The following is a 15,525-nucleotide window of genomic DNA, read 5'->3' as shown; positions in this document are numbered from 1 at the left end:
GCTCACGGCGCACAACCCGGCCATGGCCCGACACCCTCTGGAGGCGTGATGACTGCCCCGACGACGACATCCCGTAAAGGAGGCCGCTGGATCGAGCAGTGGGATCCGGAGGACGAGACCTTCTGGAAGGAAACGGGTCAGAAGGTTGCCAACCGCAACCTGCTCTTCTCCGTTTTCTCCGAGCACATCGGCTTCTCGATCTGGACCCTGTGGTCGGTCCTGGTCCTCTTCATGGGACCGGAGTACGGCATCGACCCGGCCGGGAAGTTCTTCCTGGTCGCGATGGCGACGCTGGTCGGTGCCTGCATCCGTGTGCCGTACACCTTCGCCGTGGCGCGCTTCGGGGGCCGCAACTGGACGATCGTGAGCGCGGGGCTCCTGCTGCTGCCGACGATCGCGGCGTTCGCCGTGATGAAGCCCGGCACGTCGTACACGACGTTCATGCTGGTCGCGATGCTCACCGGGGTGGGCGGCGGAAACTTCGCCTCGTCCATGACGAACATCAACTCCTTCTTCCCGCTGCGGAAGAAGGGCTGGGCGCTCGGCCTCAACGCGGGCGGCGGCAACATCGGAGTGCCGGTGGTCCAGCTCGTCGGTCTGGCCGTCATCGCCACGGCCGGCGCCGGGCAGCCGCGGATGCTGCTGGGGATCTACCTGCCGCTGATCGTCATCGCGGCGGCGCTGGCCGCGATCAAGATGGACAACCTCGCGCCGGTGAAGAACGACACCGGAGCCGCCAAGGAGTCCGTCAAGGACGCGCACACCTGGATCATGTCGTTCCTCTACATCGGCACCTTCGGCTCGTTCATCGGCTACAGCTTCGCCTTCGGCCTGGTGCTGCAGACCCAGTTCGGCCGCACACCGCTGCAGTCGGCCTCGCTCACGTTCATCGGCCCGCTGCTCGGCTCGCTGATCCGGCCGGTCGGCGGCTGGCTCGCGGACAAGTACGGCGGCGGAAAGATCACGCTGTGGAACTTCGCGGCGATGGCCGTGGCCACCAGTGTGGTGATCGCCGCTTCGGTCCAGAAGTCGCTGCCGATCTTCCTCATCGGCTTCATCACCCTCTTCGTCTTCTCCGGCCTCGGCAACGGGTCGACGTACAAGATGATCCCGGGGATCTACCACGCCAAGGCCATCGCGCTGGGCATGACCGGTGAGGAGGCCGCGGCCTACGGGCGGCGCCTGGGCGGTGCCGCGATCGGTCTCATCGGTGCGGTCGGGGCGCTCGGCGGCCTCGGCATCAACCTCGCGTTCCGGCAGTCCTTCATGACCTCCGGGACGGGCACCGCGGCGTTCGTGTCCTTCCTCGCCTTCTACGCCGTGTGCTTCGTGATGACCTGGGCCGTATACCTGCGGCGGACCGCATCGCGCACGGTGGCGGCCGGGCAGCCGGTGGCGGAGCGGCCCGCGCCCGCCTACGCGGAGGTCTGAGCGCGGCCGAGCACGGCGAACGGAACAGCGGCGCGTACGGCCCGGGGCAGCCCCGGGCCGTACGTGCGTTAACACTGGCGAAATGCGGGCGAACCCCGTACGTCATCGGGCGTTGACAGGATTCGTAAGCCCCGGGCGCACGCGCACCACCTATGCGAAGCGGGACGAGAGCCATGTACGGAGAGCAGAAGACAGCCCAGGCGGCGGCCCTGGCGGGCGGCGCCGCCGAGCCGCAGAGCGGCGCGGCCGGCCTTGCCGCCTCCGCGAGCCCTGCCGATGCGGCGACCCCTGCCGGATCGGCAACCCCTGCCGGCTCGGCCGCCGCGCCGCAGCCGCTGGCGGGGTTCACCGTGGGCGTCACCGCGGCGCGGAGAGCCGATGAGCTCGGCACGCTGCTGCGGCGGCGCGGCGCGGCGGTGCAGCACGCGGCGGCGCTCCGTATCGTTCCGCTCCCCGACGACACCGAACTCCTCGCCGCCACCAAGCAGCTGATCGACCACGCGCCCGATGTGGTGGTCGCGACCACCGCGATCGGCTTCCGCGGCTGGGTCGAGGCGGCCGACGGCTGGGGGCTCGGCGAGGCGCTGCTGGATCGGCTGCGCGGCGTGGAGCTGCTGGCCCGCGGGCCCAAGGTGCGCGGTGCGATCCGGGCCGCGGGGCTGACCGAGGAGTGGTCGCCCGCGTCCGAATCGATGGCCGAGGTGCTCGACCGGCTGCTGGAGGAGGGCGTCGACGGCCGCCGGATAGCGGTTCAGCTGCACGGCGAGCCGCTGCCCGGCTTCGTCGAGTCGCTGCGGGCCGGGGGCGGCGAGGTCGTCGGCGTGCCGGTCTACCGCTGGATGCCCCCGGAGGACCTCGGACCGGTCGACCGGCTGCTGGACGCGACGGTCGCGCGCTCGCTCGACGCGGTCACCTTCACGAGCGCGCCCGCTGCGGCCTCGCTGCTGGAGCGGGCCACGGAGCGCGGCATGCTGGACGAGTTTCTGGACGCGCTGCGGCACGACGTGTTGCCCGCGTGCGTCGGCCCGGTGACCGCGCTGCCGCTCGAGGCGCACGACGTCGCCACCGCGCAGCCCGAGCGGTTCCGCCTCGGTCCGCTCGTGCAGCTGCTGTGTCTCGAACTGCCCGGCAAGGTGCGGCCGTTGCCGGTCGCAGGGCGAAAGCTGGAGATCCGGGGGCACGCGGTCCTGGTGGACGGCGAGTTGCGCACCGTACCGCCTGCGGGCATGGCCTTGATACGGGCCTTGGCCCGGCGGCCCGGCTGGGTGGTGCCGCGGGCGGACCTGCTGCGCGCGCTTCCGGGCGCGGGGCGCGACGAGCACGCCGTGGAGACGGCGATGGCCCGGCTCCGTACGGCCCTTGGCGCGCCGAAACTGATCCAGACGGTGGTCAAGCGGGGCTACCGGCTGGCACTGGACCCGGCTGCCGACACGAAGTACGGCAGCGCGTAGGCGCGCTGCCGCACACCCGGGCGGCCGCGGAGCGCCACGGTGCGGTGCGGCATACGAACCCGGCCCCGCCCGCTCACCTGCGGCGCCCGCCCGGTGCGGAGCTCGCCCGCCTGCGGCGCCCGCCCGGTGCGGAGCTCGCCCGCCTGCGGCGGGCCTGCGCAGACGGCTCGCCCGCAGTGGCCCTCGGCGGAGTCCCGCGCCTGGTCTTCCCACCCACTCCCGCTTCTTCTCCCAACCCATGTCTCCGCCCGCATGGGCGGAACGCGCCCGCGCGGGCGAAGACATTGAGAGAGCGGGCGCAGACATGCGCTCGCGGTGTCGGAGGGTGGGCTTGGCGGGGCAATAGGGGCACTCTGGGAAGTGAAGTTCCCTCAGGTGCCCTGGCGGGGCGCCCTGGCAGCCAAGGAGTGACAGGGGCATGGCAGCTATGGTTTTCGGCGATCTGCGGTTCGACGCCGGGCGGGTCTGCCTCGACCTCGCCGCCACCCTGCTCCCGCCCCGCGTCCCCGGAGGCGAGCCGGTGGAGCGGCTCGACACCCCGCAGCGGCTGCGGGACTGGCTGACCGGCGCAGGCCTCGCGCCCGCGGGATGCCCGCTCCGTGCCGCCGACGACCGCTGGCTCGACCGCTTCCGCCTGCTCCGCGACCTGTTGCGCAGGGTGGTCGGGGCCGAGCTCACCGGTCGTGCGGCCGATCGCGACATCGACGCGCTCAACGCCCTCGCGGCCGCCGCGCCACCCGCCGTACGGGCCGTGCGCACCGAGGACGGCGGCCTGGTCCGCAGGTTCGCCGCGGTTCCCGACTGCGCGGGGCTGCTCTCCGCCGTGGCCCGGGACGCCGTCGATCTCCTCACCGACGCCACCGCCCGTGGTCAGCTGCGGCAGTGCGCAGGGGACTCCTGCTCGCTGGTCTACCTCGACACCTCGCGCGGGCGGCGGCGCCGCTGGTGCTCCAGCGAGGTGTGCGGCAACCGGGAGCGGGTCGCCCGGCACCGGCGGCGTGCCGTCGCCGCGCGGAACTGACGCCGCCGTGCGGACCACACCACTCGAACTCCCCTGAACCGCAAGGCGTTTTCACTCCGTACCAGAGCACCCCGCCACCGAATTCCCGAAGTTTTTCGCGAGCCGTTGAGCAACTCGGCGCCCGCACCCGTACTCAGGAGGGACGCGGCTCCTCGGGCCACTGCTGTTCCCCCACGCCAGTGGGTCCGAGGACGGGCGGGAGTCCGCAGCAGACGAGGGCTGCGGACTCCCGCCCTACTCCTGCCATTTCGTCCAATGACCGTCCCCAGCGTTTCCAATGCTGGGACTCGACCAGGAGGTTCGGGTGCGCAAGGATGCGGCCGTGGTCGAACACCGTCCTTCCAGAACCCGGCACAGGGCCGAAAAACCCCGGGCCGGCGGCAGCGTGCCGGATGAGGAGCTCATGCGAGTCCTCTACCGCGAGCACGCGGGTCCCTTGCTCGCCTACGTACTCCGGCTGGTGGCGGGCGACCGCCACCGCGCGGAGGACGTCGTCCAGGAGACGCTGGTACGTGCCTGGCGCAACGCCGAGCAGCTGAACAGGGCCACCGGGTCCGTACGCCCGTGGCTCGTGACCGTGGCCCGCCGTATCGTCATCGACGGCCACCGCAGCCGCCAGGCACGCCCACAGGAGGTCGACCCGTCACCCCTGGAACTCATGCCCGCGGAGGACGAGATCGACAAGGCTCTGTCGCTCATGACGCTCTCCGATGCTCTGAGCGACCTCAGCGACGCGCACCGGGAGGCGCTCGTCGAGACGTACTTCAAGGGCCGTACGGTCAATGAGGCGGCCGAAAAACTGGGTATACCCAGTGGGACCGTGAGATCCCGTGTGTTCTATGCGCTGCGCTCCATGAAGCTCGCGCTCGAGGAACGAGGAGTGACGGCATGACAGCGCATGAGCGCCCTTCGGAGCACGAGGCCGTCGGTGCCTACGCGCTCGGTGTGCTCGATCCCGCGGACGCGGCGCGCTTCGAAGACCATCTGGCGTACTGCGACGCCTGCGCGCAGCAGCTCGAGGAGTTCATGGGGCTCGAGCCGCTGCTGGCCTCCCTCGCCGAGACCCCGTCCGCCGTCCCCGACCCCGCCGCGCTGCACGCCCCGCCGAGCCCGCAGCTGCTGGACCGGCTGGTGGACGAGGTGGCGGTCAAGCGCAGCCAGAAGCGCAGGCGCGGGCTCTACCTGGTCGCGGCCGCCGCCGCGCTGATCATCGGCGGGCCCGTCGCCACCGGCGTGATGGCCTCCGACGACGGCAAGTCCCAAGCCGCCCTGCCGCACGCCCACTCCACGAGCCCGGCCGAGGACGCCTTCTTCAACCACATGACCGACAAGGTCGAGGCGACCGACCCGGTCAGCAATGTGGCGGCGACCGTCGGCACCGAGAAGAAGGCCTGGGGCACGCACGCCGTGCTGGAGCTGAAGAACGTCAAGGGCCCGCTCAAGTGCAGCCTCGTCGCCGTCTCCAAGACGGGGGACGAGGAGGTCGTCACCTCCTGGTCGGTCCCGAAGTGGGGCTACGGCATCCCCGGCAGCACCAACGAGAAAGCCAAGCAACCGCTCTATGTGCACGGCGGCGCGGCCATGGCCCGCAGCGACATCGATCACTTCGAGGTCCGCACCTTCGACGGCAAGCGCCTGGTCTCCGTCGGCGCCTGAGCGGGGCCTGGCTGCGGCGCCTGAGCGCGGCGCCTCCCCTTCTCGGCGCCGCCCCGAACCGGGGCCCGGCCTCAGAGCCCGGCCCCGGCCCCGGTCATGAACGGCGGGATCGGAAAAGATCCCTGATCACAGATGCGCGGTACGCCCCCTTCGCGTACGGTTGACGGCTGCCCAGCACGTCAGAAGGGGGCACGGGTGGCCGCGCAGGAAGTCGCTGTCGATTCGGTACGTGACCGCGAGATCGGTGTCGAGCAAGATCACCTGGATCAGGTGTACCGGCGCCTCGAGGAGAAGATCCACGAGGCCGAGTTCCTGATGGACGACGCCGCCCGGCGCGGCCAGGTCGGCACGCCCGGCGCACTCGCCGAACGCGACGCCCAGGTCTTCCGCGCCGGAGTCCACCTCAACCGGCTGAACAGCGAGTTCGAGGACTTCCTCTTCGGCCGGATCGACCTGCTGCACGGCAAGGACGGGGCGCGAGGCCCGGACGGTGCGTACACCTCGGTCGAGCCCGCGGACGACGCCGTACGGGACGGCCGCGCCGAGATCGCCGAGACCCTGCACATCGGCCGGCTCGGCGTCCTCGACGCCGACTACTCCCCGCTCGTCATCGACTGGCGGGCCCCCGCCGCCGCCCCCTTCTACCGAGCCACCCCCAAGGACCCGGGCCGCGTCGTCCGCCGCCGCGTCATCCGCAGCAAGGGCCGCCGGGTCCTCGGCGTCGAGGACGACCTGCTGCGCCCCGAGCTGACAGCCTCCCTGGACGGCTCGGAGCTGCCCGTCGTCGGCGACGGCGCCCTGATGGCCGCGCTCGGCCGGGCCCGCAGCCACGCCATGCGCGACATCGTCGCCTCCATCCAGGCCGAGCAGGACCTCGTCATCCGCGCCCCCGCCGCCTCCGTCACCGAGGTCGGCGGCGGCCCGGGCACCGGCAAGACGGCGGTCGCCCTGCACCGCGCCGCGTACCTCCTCTACCAGGACCGCCGCCGCTACGCCGGGGGCATCCTGGTCGTCAGCCCGACCCCGCTGCTCGTCGCGTACACCGAGGGCGTGCTGCCGTCCCTCGGCGAGGAGGGGCAGGTCGCGATCCGCGCGGTCGGCTCGCTGGTCGAGGGCGCGCAGGCGGACACGTACGACGAGCCGGCCGTGGCCCGGATCAAGGGCTCGTCCCACATGGTGAAGGTGCTCCGCAAGGCGGCCAGGGGCGCGCTCGACATCGGCGACACCCCGGACCGGCTGCGCGTCGTCGCCTTCGGCCGCCGCGTCGAGCTGGACGCCGCCGAGCTGCAGCGCATCCGGCAGGCCGCGTTGGGCGGGACCGCCCCCGTGAACCTGCTGCGCCCCCGGGCCCGCCGCCTCCTGCTGGACGCGCTCTGGACGAAGTCCGGCGCGCACCGGCGCTATACGGACCCGGAGCTGGCCGCCGAGGCCCGCGCCGGGTTCGACGAGGACCTCTCCACCGAGCCGTACTTCACCGACTTCCTCGACGCCTGGTGGCCCGAGCTCACCCCGCGCCTGGTGCTCGCCGCCATGGCCGACGAGCGGCGACTCGCCCGCTGGTCGCGCCGGGTGCTGACGCAGCGCGAAGTGCGGCTGCTCGCCCGCTCCCTGGGGCGGCTCGACGCCGAGGGCCGGGGGCCGCTGTCGGTGCACGACGTGGCGCTGCTCGACGAGCTGCACGTGCTGCTCGGCACCCCGGCCAGGCCCCGCAAGCGCGAGGTCGACCCGCTCGACCAGCTGACCGGCCTGGAGGAACTCACCACCTACGCCGAGCGCACGGGACCCGTCCGCCGCAGCCGGGGCGAGCGGCTGGAGGAGGAGCGTACGGACTACGCCCACGTCATCGTCGACGAGGCGCAGGACCTCACGCCCATGCAGTGGCGGCTGGTCGGCCGCCGCGGCCGGCACGCCACCTGGACGATCGTCGGCGACCCGGCGCAGAGCTCCTGGTCCGACCCGGAGGAGGCGGCCGCGGCGCGGGACGAGGCGCTCGGCACCCGCCCGCGCCGCCAGTTCATGCTGACCGTGAACTACCGCAACCCCGCGGAGATCGCGGACGTCGCCTCCCGGGTCCTCGCCCTGGCCATGCCGGGCATGGAGTCCCCGGAGGCGGTCCGCACCACCGGCATCGAGCCGAGATTCGCCGTGTCCCGCGACGGCCTGGCCGCCTCCGTACGCGAGGAGGCCCAGCGCCTGTTGGACGAGGTGGACGGCACGGTCGGCGTGGTCGTGGCGATGGACCGCCGCGAGCAGGCCCGTGAGTGGGTGGCGGGCCTCGGCGACCGGGTGGTGCCGCTGGGCAGCCTGGAGGCGAAGGGGCTCGAGTACGACGCGACGGTCGTGGTCTCGCCCGCCGAGATCGCGGACGAGTCTCCGGCCGGGCTGCGGGTGCTGTACGTGGCGCTGACCCGGGCCACGCAGCGGCTGACGGTGCTCTCGGGCGAACGGGACGTACCGGACGCGGACGGAGTCCCGGACCTGCTCAGGGACTGACCACGGGACGGGACGTACGGCCGGTCCCGCGGTCGCCCCACGGCCGGTTGCCGGACCCGGCCCGCGCGGCCGATCGGGGGCGGTTTCGCCTCAACTGCCCGTACAGGAATGACTTCTCGGGGTCGTTTGTTAGCCTGGGTGTGGCACCGGCCCGATCCAAGCCCCCGGGCCCAACCTTTGTCGCTTCGAGCGACCACTTGCCGCGAGGCGAGCATGGCGGGTCGGTGTCCTCGCTCGTACGTGAAGGGCGCCCCTCTCAGCAGAGAGGGGCGCCCTTTCGCGCGGCTGGAACAATATTTCCGAAACTCGAAGGCGACTAACGCGTACCGGCAGGTAGGTGCGACGATCGACCGAGCGAGCCGAAGGGCGCGCCGGTGTCGAAAGCGACGAGGCCAAGCGAGGAACGAGCGCAGCGCCGAGGAGTGTCGACACCGGGTCGAAGCGCCCGGAGGCGAGCGAGGAATAACCTGCGCGCCCCCGCCGAACGCGGGCTGCGCCTCACGCGAACAAGAAGGCAGAAGAGGAAGTCGGCCATGGCAACGGCGCCCAGCGTCTCCTACTCGATGACGGTCCGGCTGGAGGTACCGGCCAGCGGCACCGCCGTCAGCCAGCTCACCACCGCCGTGGAGTCCTCCGGCGGCTCGGTGACCGGGCTGGACGTCACCGCGTCGGGTCACGAGAAGCTGCGCATCGACGTCACCGTCGCGGCCACCTCCACCGCGCACGCCGAGGAGATCGTCGAGAAGCTGCGCGGCATCGAGGGCGTCACGCTGGGCAAGGTCTCCGACCGTACGTTCCTGATGCACCTCGGCGGCAAGATCGAGATGGCGTCGAAGCACCCGATCCGCAACCGTGACGACCTCTCCATGGTCTACACCCCGGGCGTCGCCCGCGTGTGCATGGCGATCGCCGAGAACCCCGAGGACGCCCGGCGCCTCACCATCAAGCGCAACAGCGTCGCCGTCGTCACCGACGGCTCCGCCGTCCTGGGCCTGGGAAACATCGGCCCCAAGGCCGCGCTGCCCGTCATGGAGGGCAAGGCGGCCCTCTTCAAGCGCTTCGCCGGCATCGACGCCTGGCCGTTGTGCCTGGACACCCAGGACACCGACGCCATTGTCGAGATCGTCAAGGCCATCGCCCCGGGCTTCGCGGGCATCAACCTCGAGGACATCTCGGCGCCCCGCTGCTTCGAGATCGAGGCCAGGCTGCGCGAGGCCCTGGACATCCCGGTCTTCCACGACGACCAGCACGGCACCGCCATCGTCGTCCTCGCCGCGCTCACCAACGCGCTGCGCGTCGTCGGCAAGGGCATCGGTGACGTACGGGTCGTGATGTCGGGCGCGGGAGCGGCCGGTACGGCCATCCTCAAGCTGCTGATCGCCGCCGGTGTGAAGCACGCGGTCGTCGCCGACATCCACGGCGTCGTGCACGCGGGCCGCCAGGACCTGGTCGAGGCCGACGGCCGTAACGAGGGCGGCGCGCTGCGCTGGATCGCCGACAACACCAACCCCGAGGGGGTCACCGGCACCCTCACGCAGGCCGTGGCGGGCGCGGACGTCTTCATCGGCGTCTCCGCCCCCAACGTCCTGACCGGCGAGGACGTCGCCGCCATGGCGGACGGCGCGATCGTCTTCGCACTGGCCAACCCGGACCCGGAGGTGGACCCGGCCGTGGCCCGCCAGACCGCCGCCGTCGTCGCGACGGGCCGCAGCGACTTCCCCAACCAGATCAACAACGTGCTCGTGTTCCCGGGCGTCTTCCGCGGCCTGCTGGACGCCCAGTCACGCACGGTGAACACCGACATGATGCTGGCCGCCGCGACCGCGCTCGCGGACGTCGTCACCGAGGACGAGCTCAACCCGAACTACATCGTCCCGAGTGTCTTCAACGACAAGGTCGCCGGGGCCGTCGCCGGAGCGGTCCGGGACGCCGCGAAAGCGGCCGGACCGGCTGTGACGGCGGCCACGGCGGACTGAGCACGGCGCGTCGCAGGGCTCGCGGTCCCACCTGGCCCCATAGGGTGACGGGCAGAAAAACGGCCGCGAAACCCGCCGCAACCCTGGAACGAGCCCTGCGGTGCGCTGCCAGGAGCAGACGGAGCGTCACCGAAACGAGGCCGTGGCGCTTTTCGTGTGACTCCGAGGGGTGCCGGATTGGCTTTCCCGCCACAGGTGGGGGCAGGATGCGTATCCGGGCGCGAGGGTCTGCAACCAGACCCGGGTCCGGGGACTGTCCGAGGGCCCTGGCAGCATCGGCTTCGATCTCACGCCTCATTGGCAAGTTGAACACGGGAGTAACTATGAACCGCAGTGAGCTGGTGGCCGCTCTTTCCGAGCGCGCCCAGGTGACCCGTAAGGACGCGGACGCCGTCCTGAACGCGCTCGCCGAGACCGTCGGTGAGGTCGTCGCCAAGGGCGACGAGAAGGTCACCATCCCCGGCTTCCTGACCTTCGAGCGCACCCACCGTGCCGCTCGCACCGCGCGGAACCCGCAGACCGGTGACCCGATCGAGATCCCGGCCGGCTACAGCGTGAAGGTCTCCGCGGGCTCCAAGCTCAAGGAAGCCGCCAAGGGCAAGTAAGTTCCCCGCACGACGCGAAGGGCGGCCACCCTCGGGAGGGTGGCCGCCCTTCTGCGTGGGTGCCGGCTCGCCGGACGGCCAGGCGCTCGCCTGGAGGCTTCGGGAGTAACCCCCGGACCCCCAGCAGGGGGTCCGTCGGGGGCTCAGGCGCTCGCAGACGATGGCTCAGGCGCTTGCGGACGGCTTCGGGAGTTCGACCTTGCCGCCGAGCCCCTCCAGCTTCCCCATGAAGTTCTCGTAGCCGCGGTTGATCAGGTCGATGCCATGGACGCGGGAGGTTCCCTGGGCCGCGAGGGCGGCGATCAGGTACGAGAAGCCGCCGCGCAGGTCCGGGATGACCAAGTCGGAGCCCTGGAGCTTCGTAGGCCCGCTCACCACCGCCGAGTGCAGGAAGTTCCGCTGGCCGAAGCGGCACGGGGTCCCGCCGAGGCACTCGCGGTAGAGCTGGATGTGGGCGCCCATCTGGTTCAGCGCGCTGGTGAAGCCCAGCCGCGACTCGTACACCGTCTCGTGCACGATCGACAGGCCCGCCGCCTGGGTCAGGGCGACCACCAGCGGCTGCTGCCAGTCGGTCTGGAAGCCCGGGTGGACGTCCGTCTCGAGCGCGATCGCGTTCAGCGGGCCGCCCGGGTGCCAGAAGCGGATGCCGTTGTCGTCGACCTCGAAGGCGCCGCCGACCTTCCGGAAGACGTTGAGGAAGGTCATCATCTCGCGCTGGCTGGCACCGCGTACGGAAACGTTGCCCTCGGTCGCGAGCGCCGCGCACGCCCAGGAGGCGGCCTCCAGGCGGTCGGGCAGGGCCCGGTGGTTGTAGCCGCCGAGCTTCTCCACGCCGGTGATCTGGATGGTGCGGTTGGTGCCCATCGTGATGATCGCGCCCATCTTCTGCAGGACGCAGATGAGGTCCTCGATCTCCGGCTCGATCGCGGCGTTGCGCAGCTCGGTGATGCCCTCGGCCAGGACGGCGGTCAGGAGCACCTGCTCGGTCGCGCCGACCGACGGGTACGGAAGCTCGATCTTGGTGCCGCGCAGCCGGTTAGGCGCCTCCAGATACTGGCCCTCGGGCCGTTTCTCGATGACCGCGCCGAACCTGCGCAGCACGTCGAAGTGGAAGTCGATCGGCCGGCCGCCGATGTCGCAGCCGCCCAGGCCCGGGATGAAGGCGTGGCCGAGGCGGTGCAGCAGCGGGCCGCAGAAGAGGATCGGGATGCGGGAGGACCCGGCGTGCGCGTCGATATCGGCGACGTTGGCGCTCTCCACGCGGGAGGGGTCGAGGATCAGCTCGCCCGGGTCGTCACCTGGGCGCACCGTGACGCCATGCAGCTGCAGCAGCCCGCGTACGACGCGGACATCACGGATGTCGGGCACATTGCGCAGCCGGCTTGGCTCGCTGCCGAGCAGAGCGGCGACCATGGCCTTCGGCACGAGGTTCTTCGCGCCGCGGACATGGATCTCGCCCTCGAGCGGTGTGCCGCCGTGGACAAGCAGGACGTCGTCGGTCATGGGTCTCGCGTTCCTGGAGTCGGGCAGGGACCAGAGAAATGGTAAGGGCCGTGTGGCCCTCCTCCGTAAGGGCGCGGTACGAACGACCACGGCATGCATGCGTCGCAACACGTTCCGTTCACCTCCCCGTACCGCAGGGTCACCCGGGAACACCGCAGGGTCGCACGGCGCGCCCCCGTGCCGCCGTACGCCCCGCGCTGCCGTCGGCCGCGTAGCCGCATTGACTCCCCGCGGAGGGCAATCGTGCGGGATCATGTCGTCATGACCGAGGTGTCCTCCCTCACAGGGCGGCTGCTAGTCGCGACACCGGCGCTGGCCGACCCCAACTTCGACCGCGCTGTGGTGCTCCTCCTCGACCACGACGAGGAGGGATCGCTGGGCGTCGTCCTGAACCGGCCGACGCCGGTCGGAGTCGGGGATATCCTCGAGTCCTGGGCCGGTCTCACGGGGGAGCCGGGCGTGGTGTTCCAGGGCGGCCCGGTGTCGCTGGACTCGGCGCTGGGCGTCGCCGTGGTGCCTGGCGAGGCGGGCACGCCCGTGGGGGAGGGGCCGCTGGGCTGGCGGCGGGTGCACGGCGCCATCGGCCTGGTGGACCTGGAGGCGCCGCCGGAGCTGCTGGCCGCGGCGCTGGGATCGCTGCGCATCTTCGCGGGCTACGCGGGCTGGGGCCCGGGCCAGCTGGAGGACGAGCTGGTCGAGGGGGCGTGGTACGTGGTGGAGTCCGAGCCGGGTGACGTGTCCTCGCCGGACCCCGAGCACCTGTGGCGCTCGGTGCTGCGGCGGCAGCGCAACGAACTCGCCATGGTGGCGACGTATCCGGACGACCCGAGCCTGAACTAGGCGACCCAGGGCCCGCTCAGCCCGGTCTGCCCCGGTGCCGTGCCTGCCGTGCGGTCCCGCTCAGCCCGGTCTGCCCGGTGCCGCCGGGCCCCGGAACGTACCGCGGTACGCGCTCGGGGAGACGCCGAGCGTCGCCTGCAGATGCTGGCGCAGTGAGGCCCCCGTGCCGAAGCCCGCGTCCGCCGCGACCCGGTCGACCGGCAGATCCGTCTCCTCCAGCAGCTGCCGGGCCCGCTCGATGCGCTGCTGGGCCAGCCACTGCATCGGGGTCATCCCCGCCTCCTCGCGGAACCGGCGGCTGAAGGTCCGTACGCTCATCGACTCCCGCGCGGCCAGCTCGCGCAGCGTGAGCGGCCGGTCGAGGTGCTCGAGCGCCCACGCGCGGGCCGCGCCGGTGGAGGACAGCCGGGGCTCGGGGACGGGCCGCTGGATGAACTGGGCCTGGCCGCCCTCGCGGTGCGGGGCGACGACCGTGGAGCGGGCCACCTCGTTGGCGACCGCCGAGCCGTGGTCGCGCCGGATCATGTGCAGGCACAAGTCGATGCCCGAGGCGACGCCTGCCGAGGTGAGGACCGACCCGCCGTCGGTGTCGTCCCCGGCGTCGTCCTCGGTGTAGAGGACGTCCGGGTCGACCTTGACCGCTGGATGGATCTCCTGGAGGTGCTCGCAGGACCGCCAGTGCGTCGTCGCGCGGCGGCCGTCGAGGAGCCCGGCGGCGGCCAGGACGAAGGCGCCGGTGCAGATCGAGGCGATCCGGGTGGCGGGCCGGATACGGGCGAAGGCTTCGGCGAGCGGGCCGTCGAGACGGCCGGTCTGGGGCTCGTAGTCGACCTGGGCGGACGGGACGATCACGGTGTCGGCCTCGGCCAGGGCGTCGGGGCCGTGCGCGACGGCGATGGCGAAGTCGGCGCTGGTGCGGACCTCGCCGGGTACGAGCGCGCAGGTCACGACCGTGTAGAGCGGCTCGCCGCCGCGCACCCGCGCGGCCTGCCCGAACAGCTGGTGGACGATGCCCACTTCGATCGGCAGCAGACCGTGGCGGGCCAGGACGGCGACCCGGTGGCGGCCGGGGTGCGGGAAAGCGGCCATGGCGAGATTCTTTCACATATCGGCCATCTGGCCACTCGTCGAGCCAGGGCCCGCCGCGCAGGCTCGTAGGCATGACACAGAGCGTCGAGAGAATTCACCTGTGGGGTCGGCGACCGCACCGCGCCTGGTGGGTGGCAGCCGTCTCCGGACTGGCGATCGTCAGTGCGGGCGCCTTTACCACGATGTCCGGTCTCCTCGTCGGCCCGCTGCACGCGGAGTTCGGCTGGTCACGCTCCACCATCGGCTTCGCCGCCTCGGTGAACATGGCGCTGTACGGGCTCACCTCGCCCTTCGCCGCCGCGCTGATGGACCGCTTCGGCATGCGCCGGGTCGCCGCCGGTGCGCTGGCGGCCGTCGCGGTCGGCGGCGGCCTGACGGCGGTCATGACCGAGGCCTGGCAGCTGACCGTTCTGTGGGGCTTCCTCGTCGGGCTGGGCTCCGGCTCCCTGGCGATGGCCTTCGCCGCGACCGTCGTCGGCCGCTGGTTCGTACGCCGCCGCGGCCTGGTCACCGGCTTGCTCACCGCGGCCGGCGTCTTCGGCCAGTTCGTCTTCCTGCCGCTGCTCTCCTGGATGACCGAGCGCTTCGGCTGGCGTGCCGCTGCCGTGACGCCGGCGCTGGCCGCGCTGGTCGTGCTGGTGCTCGTACGGCTGCTGATGCGCGACCATCCGGCGGATGCGGGACTGAGGCCGTACGGGGCCGCGGAGCGGGTGCCGAAGCCCGCCCCCCTGCCGGGCGCCGCCCGGCGCACCCTGCGGGTGCTCCGCGACGCCGCGCGCACCGCCCCGTTCTGGCTGCTCGCCGGCACCTTCGCGATCTGCGGCGCCTCCACGAACGGGATCATGTGGACGCACTTCACCCCGGCCGCCCACGACCACGGCATGCCCGTGACGGTCGCCGCCTCGCTGCTCGCCCTGATCGGGATCTTCAACGTGGCCGGCACCGTCGGCTCGGGCTGGCTCACCGACCGGGTCGACCCCCGGCGGCTGCTCGCCGCGTACTACGCGCTGCGCGGCATGTCGCTGATGTTCCTGCCGCTGCTGCTGGCGCCGGCGGTGCACGGGCCGCTGGTCGCCTTCGTCGTCCTCTTCGGCCTGCTCGACGTGGCCACCGTGCCGCCGACGATCGCGCTGTCCCGGGAGTTCTACGGCGAGGACGGCGCCATCGTCTTCGGCTGGGTGAGCGCCGCGCACCAGGTGGGCGCCGGACTCGTGGCCTTCCTCGGCGGCGTGGCGCGGGACGCGTCCGGCTCGTACGACATGGTGTGGATCGCCGTCGGGGCGCTGTCCGCGACGGCGGCGCTGCTGGCACTCGTCCTGCGCTCTCCCCGGCCCAGCCGGGCTGCATGCCCGGCAAGTCCGGCTGGCCCGGCAAGTCCGGCAGACCCGGCAGGACCGGCCCGCGGCGCCCCGAAGGCCCGGAGCGCCGCCGCTCCCTGCTTCCCGCAGGCGTGAGTACCC

12 protein-coding genes are annotated in these 15,525 nt (G+C 72.2%); 10 read left to right on the top strand and 2 right to left on the bottom strand.

The genetic code is table 11. The features are described from left to right. The first annotated feature begins 48 nt into the window (after window positions 1-48). From ACTWQC_RS11075 to ACTWQC_RS11040, 8 genes are all read left to right on the top strand, one after another. A complete protein-coding gene (locus ACTWQC_RS11075) occupies window positions 49-1,431 on the top strand; it encodes an MFS transporter (RefSeq protein WP_443315426.1) in 1,383 nt (460 codons plus the stop codon). 173 nt (window positions 1,432-1,604) lie between these two features. Next, a complete protein-coding gene (locus ACTWQC_RS11070) occupies window positions 1,605-2,882 on the top strand; it encodes a uroporphyrinogen-III synthase (RefSeq protein ID WP_443315425.1) in 1,278 nt (425 codons plus the stop codon). Between the two features lie 418 nt (window positions 2,883-3,300). Then, window positions 3,301-3,903 (top strand): CGNR zinc finger domain-containing protein, encoded by a 603-nt coding sequence (locus ACTWQC_RS11065; RefSeq protein ID WP_443315424.1) that lies wholly within the window; start codon window positions 3,301-3,303, stop codon window positions 3,901-3,903. Between the two features lie 277 nt (window positions 3,904-4,180). Continuing rightward, window positions 4,181-4,795, top strand: a complete 615-nt coding sequence (locus tag ACTWQC_RS11060; RefSeq protein WP_443315423.1) for a sigma-70 family RNA polymerase sigma factor — start codon at window positions 4,181-4,183, stop codon at window positions 4,793-4,795. After that, window positions 4,792-5,559, top strand: a complete 768-nt coding sequence (locus ACTWQC_RS11055; protein ID WP_443315422.1) for a zf-HC2 domain-containing protein — start codon at window positions 4,792-4,794, stop codon at window positions 5,557-5,559. Before ACTWQC_RS11060 ends, ACTWQC_RS11055 begins: the two co-directional genes overlap by 4 nt. A 195-nt stretch (window positions 5,560-5,754) precedes the next feature. After that, window positions 5,755-8,052, top strand: a complete 2,298-nt coding sequence (locus ACTWQC_RS11050) for a HelD family protein (protein ID WP_443315421.1) — start codon at window positions 5,755-5,757, stop codon at window positions 8,050-8,052. A 533-nt stretch (window positions 8,053-8,585) separates the two neighbouring features. Continuing rightward, complete coding sequence (locus tag ACTWQC_RS11045; RefSeq protein WP_443315420.1) at window positions 8,586-10,028, top strand: NAD-dependent malic enzyme; 1,443 nt, start codon at window positions 8,586-8,588, stop codon at window positions 10,026-10,028. Window positions 10,029-10,351: 323 nt separating this feature from the next. Continuing rightward, window positions 10,352-10,633, top strand: coding sequence for an HU family DNA-binding protein (locus tag ACTWQC_RS11040; protein WP_365260683.1), 282 nt, complete (start codon window positions 10,352-10,354; stop codon window positions 10,631-10,633). 165 nt (window positions 10,634-10,798) lie between these two features. Here ACTWQC_RS11040 and murA read toward each other — a convergent pair whose 3' ends face one another. Beyond that, window positions 10,799-12,136, bottom strand: a complete 1,338-nt coding sequence (gene murA / locus ACTWQC_RS11035) for a UDP-N-acetylglucosamine 1-carboxyvinyltransferase (protein WP_443315419.1) — start codon at window positions 12,134-12,136, stop codon at window positions 10,799-10,801. A gap of 261 nt (window positions 12,137-12,397) precedes the next feature. Here murA and ACTWQC_RS11030 point away from each other — a divergent pair, with 261 nt between their 5' ends. Next, the gene (locus ACTWQC_RS11030; protein ID WP_443315418.1) at window positions 12,398-12,976 is read left to right on the top strand and encodes a YqgE/AlgH family protein; all 579 of its coding nucleotides are present in this window, start codon (window positions 12,398-12,400) and stop codon (window positions 12,974-12,976) included. A 60-nt stretch (window positions 12,977-13,036) separates the two neighbouring features. On the opposite strand, the gene ACTWQC_RS11025 is transcribed toward ACTWQC_RS11030, so the two are convergent. Beyond that, window positions 13,037-14,065, bottom strand: a complete 1,029-nt coding sequence (locus tag ACTWQC_RS11025; RefSeq protein WP_443315417.1) for a GlxA family transcriptional regulator — start codon at window positions 14,063-14,065, stop codon at window positions 13,037-13,039. A 71-nt stretch (window positions 14,066-14,136) separates the two neighbouring features. Here ACTWQC_RS11025 and ACTWQC_RS11020 point away from each other — a divergent pair, with 71 nt between their 5' ends. Next, a complete protein-coding gene (locus tag ACTWQC_RS11020; RefSeq protein WP_443315416.1) occupies window positions 14,137-15,519 on the top strand; it encodes an MFS transporter in 1,383 nt (460 codons plus the stop codon). Window positions 15,520-15,525 lie beyond the last annotated feature (6 nt).

It is taken from the genome of Streptomyces sp. 8N616, from assembly GCF_052246385.1.
Lineage (GTDB): Bacteria > Actinomycetota > Actinomycetes > Streptomycetales > Streptomycetaceae > Streptomyces.
Note: the sequence above shows the minus strand (reverse complement) of the source record. Positions and strands in the feature narration are given on the sequence as shown.

Bases quoted from the DNA above. Each gene is read 5' to 3' on its own strand.
- ACTWQC_RS11075 (WP_443315426.1), top strand. From the start codon at position 49: ATGACTGCCCCGACGACGACATCCCGTAAAGGAGGCCGCTGGATCGAG.
- ACTWQC_RS11070 (WP_443315425.1), top strand. From the start codon at position 1,605: ATGTACGGAGAGCAGAAGACAGCCCAGGCGGCGGCCCTGGCGGGCGGC.
- ACTWQC_RS11065 (WP_443315424.1), top strand. From the start codon at position 3,301: ATGGCAGCTATGGTTTTCGGCGATCTGCGGTTCGACGCCGGGCGGGTC.
- ACTWQC_RS11060 (WP_443315423.1), top strand. From the start codon at position 4,181: ATGCTGGGACTCGACCAGGAGGTTCGGGTGCGCAAGGATGCGGCCGTG.
- ACTWQC_RS11055 (WP_443315422.1), top strand. From the start codon at position 4,792: ATGACAGCGCATGAGCGCCCTTCGGAGCACGAGGCCGTCGGTGCCTAC.
- ACTWQC_RS11045 (WP_443315420.1), top strand. From the start codon at position 8,586: ATGGCAACGGCGCCCAGCGTCTCCTACTCGATGACGGTCCGGCTGGAG.
- ACTWQC_RS11040 (WP_365260683.1), top strand. From the start codon at position 10,352: ATGAACCGCAGTGAGCTGGTGGCCGCTCTTTCCGAGCGCGCCCAGGTG.
- murA (WP_443315419.1), bottom strand. From the start codon at position 12,136: ATGACCGACGACGTCCTGCTTGTCCACGGCGGCACACCGCTCGAGGGC.
- ACTWQC_RS11030 (WP_443315418.1), top strand. From the start codon at position 12,398: ATGACCGAGGTGTCCTCCCTCACAGGGCGGCTGCTAGTCGCGACACCG.
- ACTWQC_RS11025 (WP_443315417.1), bottom strand. From the start codon at position 14,065: ATGGCCGCTTTCCCGCACCCCGGCCGCCACCGGGTCGCCGTCCTGGCC.
- ACTWQC_RS11020 (WP_443315416.1), top strand. From the start codon at position 14,137: ATGACACAGAGCGTCGAGAGAATTCACCTGTGGGGTCGGCGACCGCAC.